This is a genomic window from Tenacibaculum dicentrarchi (assembly GCF_964036635.1).
GTDB lineage: Bacteria > Bacteroidota > Bacteroidia > Flavobacteriales > Flavobacteriaceae > Polaribacter > Polaribacter dicentrarchi.
Genome location: NZ_OZ038524.1, coordinates 1742746 through 1766618, shown reverse-complemented (window position 1 = coordinate 1766618; position 23873 = coordinate 1742746). Strand labels below are relative to the sequence as shown.

The window sequence follows — 23873 nt, the reverse complement described above, 5'->3', positions numbered from 1 at the left end:
TTCAGTAAAGTTCATTTGGTTAATGCACGCCAACGTTTTTGTATATTATTTGTTGCGTATTTTAAGCATTAAATATAGTAAATAAAAACGGAATAGAAAATCCCCTAAGGATTTTCGTAAGTAGGCTAGTACTAGCAATAAATTATATACGGTGTTAGCTACAGTTTTTTATTTCATCAAGTAATAATTCGCAATTTTTAGTTCTCAAATTTATATTTGCAAGACAGTTTATAATACAATTTATATAATTTTCATTAATTCCTTCAATTTCTTTTAAAGATTCCAAAATAGAAGTTCCAGCTGGAGGTTGACCTGTAATCATAGTAAACCATATTGCTCCTAATGAATAAATGTCTGACCTTTTATCTATAAGTTTAGGATTTTCGACTAATTCGGGAGCGTTATAATACCCGCTAATAGTTGCTTCTCCTATTTTTGTTAATCTAGAATGTAATTCATTTTCAATAAAAATTCCTAACCCAAAATCTATTATTCTAAATTGATTTGGAATAGAAGCCATAATATTACTAGGTTTTAAATCACGATGAATAATTCCAACTTCTTCGTGAGCATATTTCATTCCAGAAACGATACTTTTCATCATTATCAGAGCTTTTTCAAGAGTTAATCTACCGTGTTTACTTAATATTTCGTTAAGGTTTAAGCCTTCAAAATATTCCATTCGAATAAAAGGTCTTTTGCCTATTAAACCCGCATCATAAACTCGAATAATTGAAGGGTGATTAAGTTTAAAAAGCATTTTAGCTTCTTGAAAAAATCTTTCAAGTTCTTTTTCTCCACCTTCATAGAAAGCTGGAGCAAAAACTTTGACTGCAAAAGGTAGTTCTAATAATTTATGTTCGTATAAATACACTAATCCAAATCCACCTTGTCCAATAATTTTTTTTTCTTCATAGTTTTTTTGAAATTCAAGAGAACCTTCGCTTGTTTCGTATTCAACAATTTCTAAAATAGGATTTATTGCTTCTCCAATTATTAAACGTCTATCCGAATAAGTTCCAGCTTGGGCTTTAATCCAACTCCAAAATTCATCAGTTGTTCTGCAAAGTTTTAAAAACCTTGGAATTACATTTTTAATATCGGGAATGTTTAAAACAAGTTTTCTTAAACGACTATATTCTTTTTGTTCAAATTCACCACCAGTTGCATTTGCAATTAATCCAATTTTCAGTTTCTCAACTTGAAGAAGAATATCATCTTCCTCTGAAATATTTTGTAATTCTTGGACTTTCATTTTTTTATAATTGTAGCTAACGGTTAGTATAAGAATAGTAGCGGATTTTCAAACACTAAATTTTCGGTTAAACACAGCTCTTTTTTATATTTACTTACTTTCGTTTTAGCGATTAAACCGCTATTATTTTTATACATTGTTAGCTACTGCTATTTTATTTTTTCAATCATTCTTTCTAATGTTTTTACTAATGCATCAATCGAACCTCTTTTATGAGTACATAAAGCATTTTCTAGATTCTCTTTAATAGATTCAGCTACGGTATGCTTAACTCTTGCTTCAACATTTTCATTCCAATTTTTGCCTTGTGAAAGAAAGACATTTCTCATTCTATCCGACCATTTAGAATTTCCTCTAAATTGAGTTACATTAATATCAACACCATAATCATTTAGAATATTTTCTGCATACACGACTTTATTTAGACAATCTTCAAACTCTGAATTTGTCATACCATTGCAGATTATAAAAGTTGCATCTTTTTGCTTAAGCATTCCTTCTTTTTCAGCTTTCTCAAAAGCTTCTTTACCTGCTGAATCATTATCTAAAAGAACGTGATTGGTGCATAATGCATTTTTTAATAGAGATAATTTATAACCCAAATTACTTGCTCCACCTAACTTATCAATTACTAAATAATGATTTTTTAAAGCTTTAGATAATTTATCACTTAAATGTGGTAAGAGTGACTTTAATGCAATTACATCTTCTTCACCTTCAACAACAAGAACATAGCTTGCATTTAATAAATTATCTGAAGCTTTCACTCCAATTAATTCTCTTATTTCTTTAATATTTTTGGACGCTTTTGCTTTTCCTGAATCAATAATAATATTTCCTTTGATATTGTTTCTATTTACAAATAATGGATTGTGAGTTGAAACAATAACTTGATTTGAGTTAGCTAAATCATAAATTGTATCTTTTAAGATATGTATAGCTCCTGGGTGTAAGTGTGATTCTGGTTCTTCAATTGCGACAATAGATGCAGTTCCTTTATCTAAGGTTATATCCTTTAAAAGACCTAATGCAGACAGACTTTTTACTCCATCACCTTTATACTCAAGGTTTGTTTTATTCCCGTCATCAATCATTACATCAAACTGTTGACGTAATGCAAAACGTCTTCTTCTTTCTTGAATTTCAATATTAACTTCTTTTATATTGGGTATGAATTCTATCAAGGATTCTTTAATGTTATTTGATAGTTTAGCAAGTATGGGTGCTTGTAAGTCTTTAATAACTTGTAATGCTTCTTTATATTCTTCTTCTCTTTCAAGAATAGATAATTCTTTTGAAAGCATATCGTCTACTACATCCATTGCTTCTTTGTCTGTTCTAACAGCAGGAATATAGTTGAAAACTATTCTTCGAGCAATATATTCGGCAATTCGGCTAGATTTTGAATTAAGAGTTTTAGAACCACGCCCCGTTTTAATCACTTTAATTTTGGGCTCTAAGTCTTTACCTATTCTAATTTCAATAGGTAATGTACCGTTTAGATTACTTTTGATTTCTTTTTTAAATTCAACGACTTCATCTTCCGTTAATTCAAATTCAAGTCTGAAAATTGATTGAGTATTAGTTTTTCTATTTTGTATTGAGATAGGAAAATCTCTTTCCCAATCATATGACATTCCATTTCTCCTTCTCCTAGCTAAACTATTCAGATAAGAACTTCTTCTATTTGAACCGTGAATTCTCAAAATTTCCATTGAAACATTCAGTGCCTTAAGCATATTTGATTTTCCTTCATTATTTTTTCCGATTAGAACAGTAATTTCGGAAATTGGAATCTTATAAGCTTGTGTTATACTTCTATAGTTTGTAACAGAAAATTTTACAATATTCATAGTTTGTTTTAGTTGTAGCTAACGTTTTTGTATATTATTTGTTGCGTATTTCAAGCATTAAATATAGTAAATAAAAGCGGAATAGAAAATCCCCTAAGGATTTTCGTAAGTAGGTTAGTACTAGTAATAAATTATATACGGTGTTACCACACGTTTTTATTTAGCTATTATTTCTATTATTGAAAAAAAACTATTGTTGAACGAATGAAATAAAATTGCAGATAAAATTCCAGAATTCAATCTAATATAAGATAATAAAATACCGTCTAAAATTCTAGGTAAAAGAAATATAGGAGAAAATATTAATAATTCTATTGTTAATTCATAGTTTTTTAAATGCAAGAAACTAAATATTAATAAAAAAGAATAAAAAATTGGTAGTTTATTTTTAGACGAGAAATCGAGTATGTTTTTTAATCTTTTTTCATTTAAAACCAAGTAAACAATTATTCCTACTGTAATCGATAAAATAAGTGAATATTCATATTTCAATTCTGCTAAAACTCTGCAAAAACTTAGTGAAAGACCAATTGAAGCAATAGTTAAATTCCATTTTGAAAGTTTAAGAGGAAGTCTAAAAGACAATTCTTCTAATATAGGTGCGTATATAGAAGCTAGTATTAGTATTTCAATTTCTGAAAATGATTCGAGTCCTGTTTCAATCAAATTTAGAGGTATCTCAAAAACTCCTAACCAGCTTAAAAAGGAAATTAGACCTAATGATATTATTTTGAAAACTAGTAATATTAAAAGTATTTTCCCTATGAAAATAGACATTTGAAAAGGACTTCTTTTTTTGTTTTCAACAGAGCCTGTTTTTATAAGGTTCCAAATTTTTGTTAGTTCACTCAATTTTTTTAAAAAATGTTTGGTAACGTGATTGTATATGGTTTGTTGCGTGTTTCGAGCAACTAATTTAGTTAATAAAAACGGAAAAGAAAATCCCCTAAGGGATTTTCGTAAGTAGGCTAACACTAGCAATAAATTATATACGGTGTTAGCCACAGTATTTTTTTACGCTTCAACTCTCGCACCTTTCTGTGCATTATGATATCTACATAATATTTGTCCGTTTTCAATGTCTGTTATTCCACCTTTTGCGTGAGGAAAAACATGGTCAGCTTGATATTCACTCCAACTTACTGTTGATTCCTTTTCTCCTTTGTTTTCTCTCAAACATTTTTGACAAAGTCCTTTATCTCTACGATAAATTTTAATTCTATCTGCCTCACTAAACATTCGTCTGTCGTCTTTTGTCGTTAATGAAAGTTCATTTTTATCTAAATACTCAAAAAATAGTTGACGAAAAATCATGTCTCGTTCTTTTAAATTATAAGCGCTTTGTTGTCTGTTATTACTAAAATGTATGATATCTAAATCGTCTCCATTTTGTTTGCTCCAACGTTGATAGAAAGAAAAGAAAGAGTCTTTAATCCATTGTTTTTCTTTGTCGTCAATTACGTAATGATTTCTCAAATGTCTAACTAATTGATAGACTGAAATAATTACATATTCACGACTTAATTCTTTAATTCCGTTCTTTTCGTCAATCATTGTGTCGTTGCCAAAAATATCAAAAAGTAAATTCAGAGTTCGGATACAACTTTTAGCTGTTTCTGTATTTTCAAAATCTTCATTCCCAATTCCATCTACCCTTATATACTTGTCTATAAAATCAAAGATTACTTTGTCTCTAACATCAATATAATCGTTTTCCTCTTCTAAAATTAAGAACCTTGTAAAAAGTGCCAAATGTTGCATTCGGTCATTTTTTCGATCTATTATTTTGAAAAACTTATGTTTATTTTTGTTTGAGTCGATTGGTTTATAATTCTCAAAATCGAAAGTTATATCATCACTATATTTTACAACAAAATTCCTTGCAGTTGAAGCTAATTGAGCGTGAGCAATCTCCATAAAATTTAGACTTTCTCCTTGTTGAAGTCTCCAAAAAATCTCGGTTGCAATTTTTTGATGTTTTGGGTTTTTTGGGTCTTCAATACTTTTGATTACATCTCCGCTTATGTGAAGATTTTTGTCAATGAACATTCTAAACTCAGGTGACAAATCTTTAAAATACTTTCCTGGAAGTTCTGGGTGAATTTCTGCAAGTGATTTTGGTAATTTGAAAATGTTGTTAAAGAAATTTTGAATTGAGGTAATTCTTTGTTGTCCGTCAATAATTTCATTTACAGTTTTTTCATCTGAAAGTCGTACTTCTCTAATTACTAACTTTGGAACATAGTAACGTCTAAAAACACTATCAATTAGAGCTTGTTGTTTTTTTACACTCCAAACAGCTTTTCTTTGGTAAGGTGGTCTTGTGATATAGTAATCGGTATAATCGTGAAAATCTTTCAGTCGTATTTTATCTTCTACGATTAAATATTCTTGTTTTGGGTTAAATGACATTCGTTTTCTCGGTTTATATATTGTGGCTAACGGTTTTATATATGGTTTGTTGCGTATTTCAAGTTCTAAATATATTAAATAAAAACGGAATAGAAAATCCCCTAAGGATTTTCGTAAGTAGATTAGTACTAGCAATGAATTATATATATTGTTGTACTGCGTTATTTTTCTTCTATCCCGATTTCTTTAAAATAATTCCAGGTGCCATCATAAAATGATTTAGGTCTTGTATGATCTATTTCAGACCCATTTGGAATAAATATAATCATTCCTTGTCTAGATCTAGTTAAAAGAACTCTATATGTGTTTTTAAGATATTCTTTACTTATTTCTTGATTTATATTTTGCCATTTGCTGCCTTTGAAATTTTGAAAACACCATTTTTTATTTTCAATATGAAAATTAGCACCCCAAGCTAAGCAAGTCCAATCTATTTCTAAACCCTGAATATCAAACTCTGTAGCAATCTCTTCTAAAAAATAGGAAGACCTAATATCTTCTTTTGAGTTTAAGAACCAATTAGGAGCTTTAATTTCATTCTTTACGTCAATTCCTAAAGGTCTCAATCTTCTTGCTCCTGAAGACGCAATTAAACCAGTTCTTTCAGAACCTTTAGCTTGTTCTCTAACCCATTTTTTTGCTATAGATAGATCCCTAGTAATATAAATTGGAAAGTCATTTTTTATTTCTTGATAAATAGTACTTGCATTATCCGTATTTAAATTTAAAAGTTCATGTACAAAAGTAGCAAGTTTTTCAGATCTAAAAGACCTAACAGAAACAGATAAGTGTAATTCTTTTTTAGAATTTGCATTTGATTCAAGCCATTGTTTTTGATTCTCTGTTTTTATGTAATTCTTACTATCAGTTATTAAGTTTGAATAATGAATATTCCAGTCAGAATAATTATTTTCAAATACATTGATCCATTCCTCAAGTCCAGCTTCTCCTGTGTTTATTTCTTGACCACCACCAATAAGACAAATGATAGTACACCAATCTTTATGTCTATTCATTACGTCAATCAAAAATTCAGGTTCCGACATACCAAAATTTTCAATTCCTTTTTTACGTTTCATAAAAGAACTTACTTGTTTTTCATTCCAAGCTCTTTGAGCTTCATCAAAAACAACAACCTTTTCTGTTGGTTCAATATTGTATTTTAAATATTCATCTCTAAAGTGGTGTATATTCTGAATAAATGCATTGGTTTCTCGTTTTGCATTTTCTTTAGTTATAGATTCTCCATTTTTTTTTGAACTTTTAACTAAATCACGAGCTAATGCTTCTCTAAGAACATCTACTAAAGGGCCATTTCCTGAGAGAAATACCGCATGTTCATTTTCATCTGCTTTCATTCTCTCGTTAGCAATATTAAGTCCAGCAAGAGTTTTTCCAGCACCTGGAACACCAGTTACAAAACAAATAGTTTTTTTGTTATTAATTTTAGAATCTTCAATTATTCTATTTAAACAACTTGTAGTTTTAGATAGATTTATAGTTCCCGAATCTGATCTTGATATTTCTTCTACATTATGTCCTTTGTATAAAGCTTGTGCAGCTTCAACAATAGTTGGAGTGGGTTTGTAAATCGAATTTTCCCAAGAATTATAATTAATATAATTTTTTGATTCATTTAAAAACTTCTTTAAAGTTTCTTTTAAATTCTCTTTGTTAGTTTTTGCTACATCTTTAAGATTCGAAATTTTTATTATTTCAGATTCTTGACTTTGTGCATTTGTAGCAACTAAAACTGGAATTAATTTAGCATTATGACTTCCTTCGTGAAAATTTTTTAAATCTAGAGTATAATCAAGTACTTGTGCTTGTGCATAATTTTCAAAACCTCCATCACCAACTTTGAATTCAATTACAAATATTGAATCTTTAATTATTATAATATTATCAACTCGTTTCCCCATTCTTGGAATAGCAAATTCAAAATATATCTGCCCTTCAAAACCAGTTAATTGAACTTTTAAAATTTCAATTTGTTTAACCCACGCATTTTTTTGTAAGTCTTCTAATTGTCTGTTTGAATGGTTTAGACTTAATTGTCCTAATATTGAGTTTTTATCCTCTGTAATAAATTTTGAAATTGAATTTTTATAGTAGGCTCTATTCATTAATTTTATTTTTTAATGCAGTACAACGTTGTTGTATATGGTTTGTTGCGTTTTTGAAGCACTAAATTTAGTAAATAAAAACGGAATAGAAAATCCCCTAAGGATTTTCGTAAGTAGGCTAGCACTAGCAATAAATTATATATGGTGTTAGCAAATGTTTTTTAGAAAGGAAGATTTTCAGGTTCATCTATATTACAATTATTATCTGTTTTTTCTTCAATTTCTTGAATAAACTTAATTAAACTGTTTACATTATTTAAAATTAAAATACTTTCAGAATAATTTATAATTGATTTATTATGATGAGCAAAACTTTGATTATTTCTAACATAATTAAAAGAATCTAAAATTGAAATAGAGAATTTTAATATTCTAATTGTCATTTCAGATTCGATTACATTTTTTTGGGTTAATACTTTTACATATTTTCCAAAAATAGCATTTAAAGACTCTTTCTTTTCATAATGAATTTGATGTTTTTCACATAAATTTCTTATATATCCAACAATATACGTGTGTAATCTATCTAAACCAGCTTCAGGCTGATTTTTTAATATGTGATTTTTTATAGACTCTGATAATAATTTATAATCTCGAGTATTTTCAATTGGTTTTATTGCATCAATTTCAGCAATATCTATTTCATCTTTTAATTTGTGACCAATTTTATAGCATTCTTCAAGAGTTTCATAAGGTTTATTGTAAGAATAACCAATTTCTTTACTGTAATCAAGTAATTCAATTATAGATTTTCCAACTAAATAATTATTCTCTTTTTTCCAAAACTCTCTTAATCTGTTTGCTTTTGAGCCACTATTTCCACTATTGTATTTTTCATTATATATTTCAATATTAAATGACTCTAAAAAAAAATCTTCAAATGTTCTGTTAACAAAATCTAAAACATATCCTTCTTCCATATCGAGGCATTTTTCTAATTTTTTTCTTTCAATTCGAGTAATTTTAGACATTTATTTAGAGTCTCTTTTTGTATTATACTGATATAGGTTGACCTTTTTTTAGGTTAATTTATATCGTTCAAACTATTTTTTTAGCCGTTTATAATGCAAAAAATAATTTGAACTATATTTGTTTTTAAATAGTTAGTTGGGGTAAATTTACATTATTTTTTCGATATGATTTATATTTTATATTCGGATTTAAATGTACTTCCGCAGGTTTTCTTAAATTTAGGCTAAAATGTGTTCTTAAATTATTGTATATATCTATCGCTTGTTTTGTGATTTTTTGAGCAATAGCTGTATTTTTAATGATTTCTTTTAAAGCATATTCGTACTTTAAAGTTCTGTTGATTCTTTCAGCAATAGCATTTTCGTAGGGATCATATTTTTCGGTCATACTCATGATAATTCCATTACTTTCAGCAAACTCAGTGTATTTAGGATTACAATATTGGAATCCTCTGTCAGAATGATGGATAAGTTTTTCATGAGGGTATTCTCTATTTTTAATAGCCATAGCGAGCGCATCGGTACAAAGTGATGTCTTCATGTGGTTATCGAGTTTATATCCCATAATTTGCTTTGAGTATGCATCCGTAACGATTGCTAAGTAGTTGTGTCCATTTTCAGTTTTGATGTATGTAATATCAGCTACCCAAAGTTGCTCTGGTCTAGTAGGAACGTGTTGTTTTACAATGTTTTTATATTTTCTAAAAAGATGTTTAGAATTTGTTGTTGTTACATAGTTTTTTCTTTTAGGAATAAGTAAGTTATGAAGCCTTAAAAATCGATAAAACTTATCTCTACCGATGTTAATATTCTGATTAACCATATCGTTTTTCAATTCGGTGTACAGTTTAATTCCTCCAGTTTTCGAACCTACAGTTTTACGATATTGTAGCACCATTTTAATTAGTTTTTTATCATTTAACTGTTTGTTTTCTTGTTTTTTAATTCTTTTGTAGAAGGCTTGTTTACTAATCCCAAAACACTGATAGAACCATTTTCTTTTAAAATGTTTTTCTTCTTTATTTCTATCTCTTTTGCTAATGTTTCGGGCAACGACTTTTTTGACATATCGACTCCAGTAATGATTTCCATATCGGCAATAATATCTTGCTGAAAGTCTTTTACAAACTCCAGTTCTTCAATTCGTTCCTTTAGTTTTTTAATTTCATCTAATTTACTCATACCATTATTTTGTTGAGCTAAGGTACTATATTTTCTAATCCAATATGCAATAGTAGTTCTAGGAACCTCATATTTTTTGGAAGCAAAGTTTGTAGATATTTGACCATTTTGAATTTGGTCAACGATGAATAATTTGAGTTCTAAAGTTACTTTTTCGTACGTTTTTTTTCGCCAGGGTTGTTTTTGTAATTTCATAAGTGACTATCAGTAATTGATGAATTTTTAGTCAACCTATTTCAGTAAAGTTCATTTTTTTTAATTAAGCACAACGTGTTTGTATAAGATTAGTTGCGTGGTTTAAGCACCTAATTTAGCAAATATAAACCGAATAGAAAATCCACAAGGATTTTCGTAAGTAGGCGAGAACCAGCCATTAATTATACATGTTGTTGCCATTAGTACTTTTCATTTTTTGTTCAAAATCCAGTTTTAATCCACAAAAGTTTCTCTTATAATATCTTTACATTTCTCTATTTCAGATTTCGATAATTGGTCAAACGTTTTTAATATTCGAGATTTGTCAATTGTCCGGATTTGGTCAATTGCAATCATTCCTTTCTTTCCGTTATGTTTTACTTTAATTCTGGTCGGATAATTTTTCAAGTTAGTCGTCATTGGTGCAACTACGATTGTTCTTAAAAACTTATTTATCTCGTTAGGTGAAACAATCACACAAGGTCTTGTTTTTTTAATTTCGCTACCAATTGTTGGGTCAAGATTTACGAGTATGATTGAATATTGTTCTAATTCCATTCCTCAAAATTTTCGTCTTCAAAAACATCATTGAATAATAATCGGTCGTCATTATTCTCACGCATTTCTTCAAATGCTTTTCCCCAGTTTTTTCTTGGACTACTAATTGGTTTTAGGATTATTTGCCCTCTTTCCAAAATCATTTCGACTTTGTCTTTAATATTATACTTTTCCAAAACAGTCTTGCTTAAACGCAGACCTTTAGAATTTCCGATTTTTATAATTGCTGTTTCCATAATTTATATTTGTAATTACAAAGTTAGTACAAATTATTCAGTCCGCAAAGTTTTTTCGTATTAATGGCAACGTTTACTGTATGGTTAGTGGCGTATTAAAAGACTAAAAATTTCGGTAAGTAATGAACTTTATAAAAAAGTACTTTACTTTAAGTTTAGCAGTTAGTAGCCATTAACTATACAGATTGTTGTAGCCAGTTATTTTTCGTTTTCAATCTGTTTTAAAATATATTCTAAAGGTGCGTTTACATTACTTATGTATTGCTCAAAATTCGGTATAACTTTATGGTCAGGAATTACTCCACTTCCAAACGGTAGTTTTTGTTCAACATTCATAACAAATTGTAAAGCAGGAATGTCTATTTCAATTTTCGAGTTTGGCAAAGTAAGTTCTTGGCTATAACCACTTGTGTTTCCCAAATATCCTCCTCCAGTTTCTTGCCCTACAAAAGTCCCTTTATTATTTGAATAAACCATATTGCTAAATTCACTTCCACCAGAATAAGTTATTGGGCTGATGATAACATATACCTTTCCTGAAAATTTGTTTTTCGGCGCTTTTTTGTACGCCATTAAACCGTATCCAATCCATTGTCTTCTTTCTAAAGAGCCATCTGTCATTTTTTTGTTTACAAATGTTCTTTCTAAAAATCCAAATGTTTTTAATGTTATTGGCTTGTCAATACCATTATCAAGAACTGCTTTTTGAGTTTTTGCTCTGACTTTCTTATATTTTTGATAATTGTCTCCTAAGTATGAATAAACGATTCCTTCATTGCCTTCTGTTCCACCTCCGTTTTCGCTTACATCAATTATTAGATTTGTAATATTATTATTTGAAATTGACTCAAAACTATTTTTTAAAAATTTACTCAAGCTTCTTTCTTTAGTTTCCTTTTTTATATCAGAGTTAGAAAACGAATGAAGTCCTAAATAAGCAGTTGTTTTGTTTAGTATTTTAAACTCTAATAAGTCTTTTTCTTTATCATCTTTATTGTTTGAATTTCTTGAACGTAAATGTTTGTTGATATTTTTAATTTTTAAAGGCCTAATAATTAATGGGTTATCTAATTCTTTAAATTTAATATTTACTTTTTTAATGTTACCGTAGTAGTAAAAATAATATTTAGAGAAATTAAACCCTTTTAGGTCACTATATTTAACTGTTTTTATAAAACCATCTGAAGCAAATAAGCTTCCAATTTTTCCAACAATATCGATAGGTTTCTCTCCATTTATAGATTCAATTTCCTTTCCTTCAATTTCCAATTCTTGATAATTCGAACCATTTTTGACACAATATAGTTTTGTGCCAAGAAAGACAAAAGTTAAAGGGATAAAAGTAGATTCTTTATTTATCTTTTCTTTTACACTTTTCGGTAAATATATATCTGTATGGTCTTCTCTTGAAAGTGCTACTAAAGGTGCAATGAGTTTATGAAATTCAAGCACATTTATATCTTTATTTATTTGGGCTTTTACTTTTCTGAAAGCATTATCTACACTGTCTTTTGGTGTATACCAATACATTCCAGAGTGGAACTTATTTAATCCTTGATAGAGAATCTCTAAATCGTTGTGTAGTTTTTGTTTCTCAATATTCGGAAAATCGCCAAAATTTTGACCAAAAGAAATTTTAAACGATAAAGTCAAAATAATTAAAAGGATTGATATTTTATTCATTAGCGGTTTTTTTTAATTGGCTACAACGTTTTGTATATGGTTTGTTGCGTTTTTAAAGCACTAAATTTAGTAAATAAAAACGGAATAGAAAATCCCCTAAGGATTTTCGTAAGTAGGCTAGAACTAGCAATAAATTATATACGGTGTTATATACCGTTATTTATTCCAAATTTTTGCGGTACTTGCATTATATATATTCACTTTACAATCAAATTTATCTTTAATTGATTCAATATGTTTTAAATCTGATTCTGAATATACTCCAATGTAAATACTGAATAATTTACCTGTACTTCTATTGTCTTTATTAAATTTTGATGCTTTATTCAAAGCTTCAATAATATGATTATCATATTCTCCAAAATTAAACCCAAACGTTACTAATGAACCTGAAATACTCGAAAGTTCATCATAAGTGTCAGTTAAATATTTATTATGCGAAATATGATTTAATTTTTCTTTTCCATTTCCAGCTGTAACAAAAATAGGATAATGCTTATTATCTAATCTCTTCTTAATATTTTCAAGTAAGTATGTATTATTACTATAAACTTCTTTAATAATATCGATTCCAGAGTCAAATAGGTGTAAAGCTCCATGAACATAAAATACACTTTGTTTAGATTTATTTGCTCCCCAAGTTAATTCTGAAAATTCAGGTTCTTCACCTCTTTTAACATCTTCTTCATTTTCAAGCTCTTTTCCAAATCCGTCAATTGCATTTTTAGACGAATTTCTCATTAAAACCCAATAAAGTAACAAATCGTAATTAGTTGAAAAGACCTTTCCAGAATTATCAAGAAAGTCAGATAAATATTTAAAACAAGATTCACTTTTTTCATCTGGAACTTCGAATACGTGTTCAGGATGAAGTTCTTTAATTGCATTAATTAAACTTTCTTGTAATTCTTTGTTTGCAATTCTTAATTTTTCAGCAAATGATTTATCTGAACTAAAAGCTTCTGCCATTTGGATGAAGTTGTCAATCTGTTGCATTACAAGTTCAAAATTCTTTGTATTTATGATATTGAATAGTTTTGTTAGCACTTCATTATCTAAATTTTCTATAAAAGAGTATAATGCGTTGTATGAAAAAATTTCCGAATCGTAAGACATACTAAATCCATTTCCAAGTAGTAAATGTTTCGTTCTCTTCTTTTCTTCTAAATATTTACAAACATCTTTATATGATGGTAATTCTTCAATTTTCATTTCTTTTTCGAAGTTTTTTTGGTAATGGTATATAACGCCTAGTGTATGTGGCGTATTTTTCCGCCAGGAAAATATGCGCTCATACACTTTGTTAACGTGCGTTTTTTCTTTTTTAATTAAAATACCGTTATAAAATCACACATTTTTCAGCGTTTTTATTCGGCGTTTAACTTGTCTAAATTTTCATATAAATTTACGCTAAAAAATCTAACATCGGGGATATTCCGAACATTTTTTCATTTTTATTTTCGATTGCGTAAACGAGCTAAAAAGTCCGCCATTTTCATTTCGGAATTATAAGCAAAATCTTACGTGATATTTGTCAAAATCTACTGTTTTACGATTCCGTTTCTATTGCGTAAACGAGCTAGAAAGTCGGCTATTTTCATTACAAATAGATTCACGTAATCTTTGTCAGGATTTTACTTTTCGAAAACGCTTAATTCCGTTAATATTCCGTGTAATTTGGCTTAATGCAGGTTAACGGTTTATATATGGTTTGTTGTGTTTTTCGAGCAACTAATTTAGTAAATAAAAACGAAATAGAAAATCCCCTAAGGATTTTCGTAGGTAGGCGAGCACTAGCAATAAATTATATATTTTGTTAGCTTTTCGTTTATTTTTCCTTTTTTACAATTAAAATACCGATATAAAACTACATATTTTTCAGCATTTTTATTCGGCGTTTAACTTGTCTAAATTTTCATTCCTAATTTCGTAAACAGGCTAAAAGTCCGCCATTTTTATTTCAGAATTACAGACAGATTCTTGCGTAATATTTGTCAGAATCCCACAGTTTTTCATTTCCGATTGTATAAACAGGCTAAAGTCTGCCGTTTCCATTTCAGAATTACAGACAGATTCTTGCGTAATATTTTTCAAAATCTTCTGTGTTAAAATTCCATTTCTAATTGCGTAATATTTATCAGGATTCTACTTTAGGAAAACGCTTTATTTTTCCAATTTCACGCATTTTTTTTGTTAATGAAAGCTAACGTTTTGTATATGGTTTGTTGCGTTTTTGAAGCACTAAATTTAGTAAATAAAAACGGAATAGAAAATCCCCTAAGGATTTTCGTAAGTAGGTTAGTACTAGCAATAAATTATATACGCTGTTAGCAAATCGTTTTTATTTGTTTTTCCAAGCTCTTACAGATTCAATAATCAAATTACAATATTCTTGTTGTTTTATAGTTCTATTGTTAGGGTGGTATGCTGACAGTAAAAGTTTCTCTTTGTTTTCGTAGATGTGTAATGATTTGTTACTTTTATCTATTCTAATTTCTCCAAACATTTCAAAAAAGTCATTGTCCAAAAAATTCATTGTATTACCAAAAATAATTATGTCTGGGTTTATGAGCTGTATTTGTTCATGAATTGCATTTTTATTTTCGTTATAATAACTCTTAATTTTATTCCAGTCGGCATTGCTGTCTCCAGGGACTTTTTTTAAATTTATATAAGCAACTTTATTAAGGATTTCAATAATTGATTGGTCATTATATACACTTCCCATATCTTCCCAATTTAAATCATTCAAAATTCCATATGTTGTATATATAATTGGTGTAAAGGTATTAGCCCACCCAGATTTTATTCCTTGACCACTTTCATTTTTAAGGTCTTTTAAAGCATCTCTAAAATCCCAATCATAATCATCAATACTATTAGCTTCTTTTAAAATCCATAATATTTTGGGATTAGTCGAATTATATTCTGATATATTTACAATTCCATCAGCTACAAATTTTCCTTTAAATTTCTCTATATTTTCTTTAAATTTCATTTTTTAATGTTTGCTAACGGTTTTTGGTATGGAAAGTTGCGTTTTTGAAAACGTAATTTTCCGATGTTTAAATTTAAGTTATTTATGTTTTAGAAACATTCTATTTTATTGAATTTAGCAATTTTTTATACCAGTTGTTATGCCCTGTTAATTTTATTGTCAATTTGGTTGAATATATCTTCAAAGTTGTAAAAATCTGAATTAAGTTTTCGTGTTTCTAAAATATAAGTTTCAAATTCTCTCTTTTTTAGCTTTCTATTTCGAGATTTAACTACTCCATTTTTTAAATGCTCATCAATATCAAATATTAGGTTCTCATCTAGTTCTTCAAATATATTATCATCAAATAAATTTTCAATTCCAGAATGAATTTCTTTAATCGTATTATTCGGATTTTGTTTAAATATAAATGGAATTAATGAAGCTGTTTTATTTGTATTACAATCAGTAAAAGAACCTCTTGCATCACAATCAAATATGAAAAATATTTTGAATCTGTCAAAACCTGTTTTCACAAACAATTTAAATAACTTTTGAAGTTCATTTTTTCCTCCAGCATCCTTAATTTCAATTTCTAGTTCTGGAAAAAAGATTTCTTTAGCTCTCTCCAGATATAGATAATTAAAACCTTCTGAATAAATAATTGGTTTATCAATAGTTTCTATTTTCTCTTTAATTTTTTTTAATTGATTTCTCTTTTCTTCAAAGAGTTGATTAAGTTCTTGATTTAAATAAAAAAATCCAAGTTCTTCTTGTAGCAATTCCCAGTCAGAGTTTAAATTTGAAGAATCAAATTTGATTTTTCCGTTTGTAGTGAATTTTAATTTAGAGATTTTAGAACTTTTGGTGTATGTGTCTTTCCAAACTCTAAATAGTCCGATGTGTCTAGCTCTTAAAGATAAAAAATTGAAAGAATGTGTAGTTATAAATATTTGTGCATTATTTGAATATACATCTCTAAATTTTTCTGATAAAATTTGAGCATTTTTATACTCATATGAGTTTTCAGGTTCTTCAAAACCCCAAATGAAATATTTTTTAGCTTTATATTCTTTTTTTATACTGTTATTTGTAAACGATAATTCTTTTATAGCAATGAAATTAAGTATTTCTGGAATTAGTTTCGCTTGAAAGCCATCTCCTCTTAATGTTAAGTCTACTTTTCCAGTTTGTACAATCAATGCTTTAAATAGATTAATTAAATCCGATGGAAGTTGAAATACAGGTTCAATTGGATTCAAGTTCGTTGACCCTATAGAATTTTTGAATTCGGACATTAAAATATTTGTTTCTTCTTGTATAGCTTTTTCAAATTTATTTTTACTTCCTTCTACGTTAGAAATTTTAGTTTTCCATAGAGTTTGTTGAAGTTCTCCGTATAAATGAGAGAAATAATTAGTGTCTTTTATTGCAGGAATATAATGATATTGAATTGAATTTATTAAATCAGTTAATTGCTTTTGTAGGCTTGCCCTAGCATTTGATTTTAATGTTTTAACTCCTGTACTGTTTTCTTCTAAAAAAGAATCAAACAAATCTTTCTTTTCAGTTTCAAAATCTTTTTCTATGCTTGAAAGTTGATCAAATAAACTATATTCTGAAGTTTTTTTCCATTTTCTACTTACCCAAAATTTTTCAGGAAGATAAATATTTGATTCTTTCTCTTGATTTTTACCTTTATTTTTCGGGTTATTGAACCAAACTTTTATTGTAACAAGTTCTTCCTTAATTTCTAAATCGTCTATTGATTCTCGTTTGAAAAAATCTTTGTCAAAATCAAAGAAATTTATCAAATCTGTTTTTTTATTGAAAAATAAATTTAATGCTCTTAAAATATTCGATTTACCAGAGTCATTTGCTCCAGAAATTATATTTAGAGGTTGACATTTAGTTACCTTATATGATTCTTTTTTTCTATTTCCGAATGAACGAAAATTCTTGATTTCTATCTGTTCAATTATATTCATTAGGAGCAGTAATTTTCTTTTTCATAATATGGCATAACGGTTTATATATGGTTTGTTGCGTTTTTAAAGTACTAAATTTAGTAAATAAAAACGGAATAGAAAATCCCCTAAGGATTTTCGTAGGTAGGCGAGTACTAGCAATGAATTATATATGTTGTTGTGTGTAGTGTTTATTCAGTCAGAAATTTTTCAGATGTTAGAATAGTTGATTAATAGTAATTTAGTGCTCCTAAAAAGGCTTTTTGAACTTCTTTTGCTTTAACAGTTTCGTTATTAATTTCAATATTTTTTGTAGCACAAGCATCACTTATTACTGTACATTCAAATCCGAAATCTTTCGCAGCTCTCGTTGTAGCATCTACACACATATGTGTCATCATTCCGCATATTACTAGTTTTTCAACTCCTATTTTATTTAAATATTCTAGAAGGTCAGTCTCTCTAAAGCTATTAGGGTAGTTTTTTGTAATTACTTTCTCATTTTTATTAGGTTTAACACTTTCGTGGATTTTTACACCAAAAGTATTAGGAATAAAAAATGTTGAATTTGTTCTAGTCGAAAGGTGTTCTATATGAATAACTGGCATTTTTTTGTCTCTAAAATTCTGTAAAATTAATTGAGCTTTTTCTCCTGCTTTTTCAGGTTCAGAAAGTTCCATTTTTCCTCCTTTAAAATAATCATTTTGAATGTCAATAAGTATTAATGCTGTTTTCATTGTATCAGTATCGGTTTGAGCTTTTGCTATATTTGTTATTAAAATTAGAGTTAAAATCAATAATATTTTTTTCATTTCATTTCGTTTTTTGCATTACACACAACGCCTAGTGTATGTGGCGTATTTTTCCGCCAGGAAAATATGCGCTCATACACTTTGTTAACGTGCGTTTTTTCTTTTTTAATTAAAATACCGTTATAAAATCACACATTTTTCAGCGTTTTTATTCGGCGTTTAACTTGTCTAAATTTTCATATAAACTTACGCTAAAAAATCTAACATCGGGGATATTCCGAACATTTTTTCATTTTTATTTTCGATTGCGTAAACGAGCTAAAAAGTCCGCCATTTTCATTTCGGAATTATAAGCAAAATCTTACGTGATATTTTTCAAAACCTACTGTTTTACGATTCCGTTTCTATTGCGCAAACGAGCTAGAAAGTCCGCTATTTTCATTACAAACAGATTCACGTAATCTTTGTCAGGATTTTACTTTTCGAAAACGCTTAATTCCGTTAATATTCCGTGTAATTTGGCTTAATGCAGGTTAACGGTTTTATATATGGTTTGTTGCGTATTTCAAGTTCTAAATATATTAAATAAAAACGGAATAGAAAATCCCCTAAGGATTTTCGTAAGTAGATAAGTACTAGCAATAAATTATATATGTTGTTGCAAGTAGTGATTTTCTAACTAAATTTTTCATTTCGATATTCCTTTTGTAAATCTGTATGTTTATTAGGTTTCATATATAGTCTTATTATTATACTTAAATGTTAATAATTGAGGTACCTCAAAAGTCGGGGACCCCTATAGTTATATAAGAAAGAAAAGAGGTCCCCGACTTTTTAACCCTATTCTTGGGTTATTTTAAGGCTTTTTCTCAAGATTTAAAATCAACACGTCTGTGAAGGGTGTTTTAAGTCCTTTTAATAGGTTTTAGCTTCTCTATAGTAGAGTACTCATTTTGAGAACTTTTAAACGTTTTAAACGCCGATATTATATTATTCCTAAAAATAGAGTAGTAGTCATTTTCAATTTTTCCAGTGTAATATTATTCAATATTAATTTCTAGAAAAGATAAATCACTAATTAGGAATTTCAGGCTGAAATTCCGCCATTACTTGCAACGGTGGCGGTATGAAACCGTTGGGGATTGCGGGCTACTTTCCTGTCAAGTTACACCGAACTTGATGCGTGGCAGAATGTTTGAATAACCACTTAAACCCCAGTGTTTTATACCGCGTGTTGTGTGCCGTAATTTGTCTTTATCCTATTTCAATATCTGTCGATATAGTAGTTTATGCTTAGTCGTAATTATTGATATTGACTATTTTCTAGTGAACAACTACTGATATTTGCTTTCAACGTATCTTGTCCATTGAATACCATTATGATTGTATTTGCTGTGACATACTCCTCAGATGATGGCGATGAAGTGAAAAATATTCCGAATTTTTGATTAAATTCTTTATTGTTATTTAATTCAATTTTAGCATCATAAATTAATCCGTCTCCATAAGTCCTTATAGAAGCACTATCACCTTGGATTGTTCCTACAATAGTAACTCCTACATCAACTCCACCAATACCATTTTCTTTCAAATTCCATTTCTGACTAGTTAAATTCAATACCGCTCCATTGTCGTTATTATAAATTTCCGCACTTTTCATGCAAGTAATTTCTTTGGGAGAATCGTCCTCTTTACTACAAGAAAATAAAATAGTTAGTCCAACTAATAACACTGTGATTTTTTTCATTTCATTATATTTTTATTGTTATTAAAACTTTCAATAGAGATGCTTTTTTCTAATAATGGTTGCGTCTGCCTATTATGGCACACAACGGTTTATATATGGTTTGTTGCGTTTTTCGAGCAACTAATTTAGTAAATAAAAACGAAATAGAAAATCCCCTAAGGATTTTCGTAGGTAGGCGAGCACTAGCAATAAATTATATATTTTGTTAGCTTTTCGTTTATTTTTCCTTTTTTACAATTAAAATACCGATATAAAACCACATATTTTTCAGCGTTTTTATTCGGCGTTTAACTTGTCTAAATTTTCATTCCTAATTTCGCAAACAGGCTAAAAGTCCGCCATTTTCATTTCAGAATTACAGACAGATTCTTGCGTAATATTTGTCAGAATCCCACAGTTTTTCATTTCTGATTGCGTAAACAGGCTAAAAGTCCGCCATTTTCATTTCAGAATTACAGACAGATTCTTGCGTAATATTTGTCAGAATCCCACATTTTTTCATTTCCGATTGCATAAACAGGATAAAGTCTGCCGTTTCTATTTCATAATTGCGGACAGATTCTTACGTAATATTTATCAGGATTCTACTTTAGGAAAACGCTTTATTTTTCCAATTTCACGCATTTTTTTTGTTAATGAAAGCTAACGGTTTTATATATGGTTTGTTGCGTGTTTCAAGTTCTAAATATATTAAATAAAAACGGAATAGAAAATCCCCTAAGGATTTTCGTAAGTAGATAAGTATTAGCAATAAATTATATATGTTGTTGTAATTAGTGATTTTCTAACTAAATTTCTCATTTCTTAATTTTCAATTTTTCCGTTTTATTTCTCTTTCTTTTTTTACGTTTCTACTTAAAACTCCGCCTTAATTAATTTCCACCTATTTATTCACGCTTTATTTTCTGCGTTAAATTCTGCTTTTTTCACGTTTCCGCTTAAAACTCAGCGCTAATTAATTTCTGCCTATTTATTTACGCTTTATTTTTAAGCGTTCAATTCTGTTTTTTCTCTTTTTTAGGGTTTACTTTCTAAAAATAGAGTATAAGTCATTTTCAATTTTTCCAGCGCAATATTATTCAATATTAATTTCTAGAAAAGATAAATCACTAATTAGGAATTTCAGGCTGAAATTCCGCCATTAATTACAACGGTTTATATATGGTTTGTTGTGTTTTTCGAGCAACTAATTTAGTAAATAAAAACGAAATAGAAAATCCCCTAAGGATTTTCGTAGGTAGGCGAGCACTAGCAATAAATTATATATTTTGTTAGCTTTTCGTTTATTTTTCCTTTTTTACAATTAAAATACCGATATAAAACCACATATTTTTCAGCGTTTTTATTCGGCGTTTAACTTGTCTAAATTTTCATTCCTAATTTCGCAAACAGGCTAAAAGTCCGCCATTTTCATTTCAGAATTACAGACAGATTCTTGCGTAATATTTGTCAGAATCCCACAGTTTTTCATTTCCGATTGCATAAACAGGATAAAATTCCACCGTTTCTATTTCATAATTGCGGACAGATTCTTACGTAATATTTTTCAAAATCTTCTGCGTTAAAATTCCATTTCTAATTGCGTAATATTTATCAGGATTCTACTTTAGGAAAACGCTTTATTTTTCCAATTTCACGCATTTTTTTTGTTAATGAAAGCTAACGTTTTTGTATATTATTTGTTGCGTTTTTCGAGCAACTAATTTAGTAAATAAAAGCGGAATAGAAAATCCCCTAAGGATTTTCGTAAGTAGGCTAGTACTAGCAATAAATTATATACGATGTTACCCAACGTTTTTTAATCATTATCTTTTAATGAATCCCAATAATCGGCATCAAGTTTTTTTATTTCAATTGTTTGTTCAATTTGCATTCCTAAACCAAAATTATAGATATATTCAGCCAGTTGTTTTCCATCAATTAATACGAGAGTTGTTGAACCATTTAAGTTGTTTGCATATTCAATAGCTCCTTTTGTATAATAAGAAGTTGTTATAAAAACTCCTTTATTTGATTGTGCAACAGCTAATGCTCCAACAAATTTTTGTATTTCTTCTCTTCCAATTGAAATATCTGTTTTATACCTTTTAGCTTGAATATGAATTCTACCAAGTCCTAAAACATCTTCTTTTATTATTCCATCAATTCCTCCATCATTTGAAGCTTTAGTGACTAATCCAGAATTTTGAATTTCTCCACCATATCCCATTCTCTGCAATAAGCTAACAACTAATTTCTCAAATGCAATTGGTGTTTTAGTTAAAATCGTATTTATTATATCAGTATAAACAGATTTTTTAATATTTGAAAAAGAATTGTAAAGCTTTTCTTGAGGAGTTAATTCTGAAAAAGTGTCATCAAATTCAACTTGTTCTTCGAATTTATTTTTTTGTTTTTTAGGCTCTCTTTTTTCAATTTCGTTATTTATAAACTTATCTATTTGTTCAGGTTTTTCGATTAATTCGATTCCTTTTGTATTAATTTCATAAGTTCCTCTTTTGGGTTTATCAACAAGTCCTCCCATATTTAAATAACTTAAAGCCCAAGAAACTCTATCATAAAATATTGGTCCGTTTCCAGATTTGTACATTTGATTTAAATCCTCGTCAGTTAATTTAAAATGTTCTCCAAGTGGTTGAATAAATTCTCCAAGTTTTATTTTTCCTTTCGCCTTTAATAATTTTAAAGCTGGTAATCTTATTTCATCGTGTTTTGGTAATGTCATTAGCAATTTTTGTTAATGTTGGGTAACGCCATGTGTATGTGGCGTATTTTTCCGCCAGGAAAATATGCGCGCATACACTTTGTTGTGCCACGTTTATTCGGTAAATGGTTTTTCATTCCGCCGATTTTAAAGTGAATGAGTTATTAAATTATAATATTATGTCATTAAAAAATTCAGAAAAATTAGCAAATCGTTATGGAGAGGTTAAAATACCCGCAATTATTTCTTCCGCTCACGCATTCAATTTAATTCGCATTATTACTGAACCAAGTAAGTGTCACATGGATAAATTACCACGGATAAAAGAATTATTAAAACTTATGGATTCTGGATATTAAATTCTGGTTAGTACAAATTCAGTTTTCGAACCATCAGTATCAAAATCATCATAAATTATTTCATTAATGGAAAGCGACCTTATAATTCCAATTCCGACCGCTAAAGTAGGTATCATTATTTGTATATCGTCATATTTATTTTTATGGCTGAAAAATTTTTCTTTTTCAGAATGTGTTTCTCCAGAAGCGTCAGTAAATAAAAAATCCTCTTTTGTAGAGAAATCCAATATTCGACCATCGTCGAGTTTCCATTTTCCTATAATTATTTTGTTAAATTGTTCTATATTCATATTTTCAATTTTTCAGAGTTTGATTGGTAATGTGGTACAACGCTATGTGTATGTGGCGTATTTTTCCGCCAGGAAAATATGCGCTCATACACTTTGTTAACGTGCGTTTTTTCTTTTTTAATTAAAACACCGTTATAAAATCACATATTTTTCAGCGTTTTTATTGGGCGTTTAACTTGTCTAAATTTTGATATAAACTTACGTGAAAAAATCTAAAATCGGGGATATTCCGAACATTTTTTCATTTTTATTTTCGATTGCGTAAACGAGCTAAAAAGTCCGCCATTTTCATTTCGGAATTATAAGTAAAATCTTACGTAATATTTTTCAAAATCTGCTGTTTTACGATTCCGTTTCTATTGCGCAAAGGAGCTAGAAAGTCCGCTATTCTCATTACAAACAGATTCACGTAATCTTTGTCAGAATTTTACTTTTAGAAAACGCTTAATTACGTTAATATTCCGTGTAATTTGGCTTAATGCAGGTTAACGTTTTTGTATATTATTTGTTGCGTATTTCGAGCAACTAATTTAGTAAATAAAAACGAAATAGAAAATCCCTAAGGATTTTCGTAAGTAGACGAGTGCTAGCAATAAATTATATACA

At 28.6% G+C, this 23873-nt stretch carries 19 protein-coding genes; 1 reads left to right on the top strand and 18 read right to left on the bottom strand.

Features of this window, described 5'->3' with window-relative positions:
- Nucleotides 1-154: 154 nt before the first annotated feature.
- The 17 genes from ABNT14_RS07625 to ABNT14_RS07545 form a co-directional block, all read right to left on the bottom strand.
- Nucleotides 155-1255 (bottom strand): serine/threonine-protein kinase, encoded by a 1101-nt coding sequence (locus ABNT14_RS07625; RefSeq protein WP_101902740.1) that lies wholly within the window; start codon nt 1253-1255, stop codon nt 155-157.
- A gap of 149 nt (nt 1256-1404) precedes the next feature.
- On the bottom strand, nt 1405-3108 hold the full coding sequence (locus ABNT14_RS07620) for an ATP-dependent nuclease (protein WP_101902739.1): 1704 nt from the start codon (nt 3106-3108) through the stop codon (nt 1405-1407).
- 156 nt (nt 3109-3264) lie between these two features.
- On the bottom strand, nt 3265-3960 hold the full coding sequence (locus ABNT14_RS07615; RefSeq protein ID WP_159459534.1) for a CPBP family glutamic-type intramembrane protease: 696 nt from the start codon (nt 3958-3960) through the stop codon (nt 3265-3267).
- A 162-nt stretch (nt 3961-4122) separates the two neighbouring features.
- Complete coding sequence (locus ABNT14_RS07610; protein ID WP_101902737.1) at nt 4123-5520, bottom strand: GmrSD restriction endonuclease domain-containing protein; 1398 nt, start codon at nt 5518-5520, stop codon at nt 4123-4125.
- Nucleotides 5521-5681: 161 nt separating this feature from the next.
- Nucleotides 5682-7646 (bottom strand): DUF2075 domain-containing protein, encoded by a 1965-nt coding sequence (locus tag ABNT14_RS07605; RefSeq protein WP_101902736.1) that lies wholly within the window; start codon nt 7644-7646, stop codon nt 5682-5684.
- A gap of 161 nt (nt 7647-7807) precedes the next feature.
- The gene (locus ABNT14_RS07600) at nt 7808-8617 is read right to left on the bottom strand and encodes an abortive infection family protein (protein ID WP_101902735.1); all 810 of its coding nucleotides are present in this window, start codon (nt 8615-8617) and stop codon (nt 7808-7810) included.
- A 124-nt stretch (nt 8618-8741) separates the two neighbouring features.
- Nucleotides 8742-9590, bottom strand: a complete 849-nt coding sequence (locus ABNT14_RS07595; RefSeq protein ID WP_348719404.1) for an IS3 family transposase — start codon at nt 9588-9590, stop codon at nt 8742-8744.
- Complete coding sequence (locus tag ABNT14_RS07590; protein WP_348719374.1) at nt 9536-9994, bottom strand: helix-turn-helix domain-containing protein; 459 nt, start codon at nt 9992-9994, stop codon at nt 9536-9538. Before ABNT14_RS07590 ends, ABNT14_RS07595 begins: the two co-directional genes overlap by 55 nt.
- Nucleotides 9995-10228: 234 nt before the next feature.
- A complete protein-coding gene (locus tag ABNT14_RS07585) occupies nt 10229-10552 on the bottom strand; it encodes a type II toxin-antitoxin system PemK/MazF family toxin (protein WP_101902429.1) in 324 nt (107 codons plus the stop codon).
- The gene (locus tag ABNT14_RS07580; RefSeq protein ID WP_101902430.1) at nt 10543-10788 is read right to left on the bottom strand and encodes an AbrB/MazE/SpoVT family DNA-binding domain-containing protein; all 246 of its coding nucleotides are present in this window, start codon (nt 10786-10788) and stop codon (nt 10543-10545) included. Before ABNT14_RS07580 ends, ABNT14_RS07585 begins: the two co-directional genes overlap by 10 nt.
- A 198-nt stretch (nt 10789-10986) precedes the next feature.
- Nucleotides 10987-12471, bottom strand: coding sequence for a S41 family peptidase (locus ABNT14_RS07575; protein WP_101902431.1), 1485 nt, complete (start codon nt 12469-12471; stop codon nt 10987-10989).
- Between the two features lie 156 nt (nt 12472-12627).
- Nucleotides 12628-13683 (bottom strand): DUF4917 family protein, encoded by a 1056-nt coding sequence (locus tag ABNT14_RS07570; RefSeq protein ID WP_101902432.1) that lies wholly within the window; start codon nt 13681-13683, stop codon nt 12628-12630.
- 1129 nt (nt 13684-14812) lie between these two features.
- A complete protein-coding gene (locus ABNT14_RS07565; RefSeq protein ID WP_101902733.1) occupies nt 14813-15469 on the bottom strand; it encodes a hypothetical protein in 657 nt (218 codons plus the stop codon).
- A gap of 137 nt (nt 15470-15606) precedes the next feature.
- Nucleotides 15607-17436, bottom strand: a complete 1830-nt coding sequence (locus ABNT14_RS07560) for an AAA family ATPase (RefSeq protein WP_101902732.1) — start codon at nt 17434-17436, stop codon at nt 15607-15609.
- Nucleotides 17437-17645: 209 nt separating this feature from the next.
- A complete protein-coding gene (locus ABNT14_RS07555) occupies nt 17646-18227 on the bottom strand; it encodes a cysteine hydrolase family protein (RefSeq protein WP_348719373.1) in 582 nt (193 codons plus the stop codon).
- A 1243-nt stretch (nt 18228-19470) separates the two neighbouring features.
- Nucleotides 19471-19827, bottom strand: a complete 357-nt coding sequence (locus ABNT14_RS07550) for a hypothetical protein (RefSeq protein ID WP_145993594.1) — start codon at nt 19825-19827, stop codon at nt 19471-19473.
- 1885 nt (nt 19828-21712) lie between these two features.
- Nucleotides 21713-22639 (bottom strand): restriction endonuclease, encoded by a 927-nt coding sequence (locus ABNT14_RS07545; protein ID WP_101902170.1) that lies wholly within the window; start codon nt 22637-22639, stop codon nt 21713-21715.
- A gap of 158 nt (nt 22640-22797) precedes the next feature.
- Here ABNT14_RS07545 and ABNT14_RS07540 point away from each other — a divergent pair, with 158 nt between their 5' ends.
- Complete coding sequence (locus tag ABNT14_RS07540; protein ID WP_145993564.1) at nt 22798-22977, top strand: hypothetical protein; 180 nt, start codon at nt 22798-22800, stop codon at nt 22975-22977.
- Here ABNT14_RS07540 and ABNT14_RS07535 read toward each other — a convergent pair.
- The gene (locus ABNT14_RS07535; protein ID WP_101902172.1) at nt 22974-23267 is read right to left on the bottom strand and encodes a hypothetical protein; all 294 of its coding nucleotides are present in this window, start codon (nt 23265-23267) and stop codon (nt 22974-22976) included. The genes ABNT14_RS07540 and ABNT14_RS07535 overlap by 4 nt on opposite strands.
- Between the last annotated feature and the right edge of the window lie 606 nt (nt 23268-23873).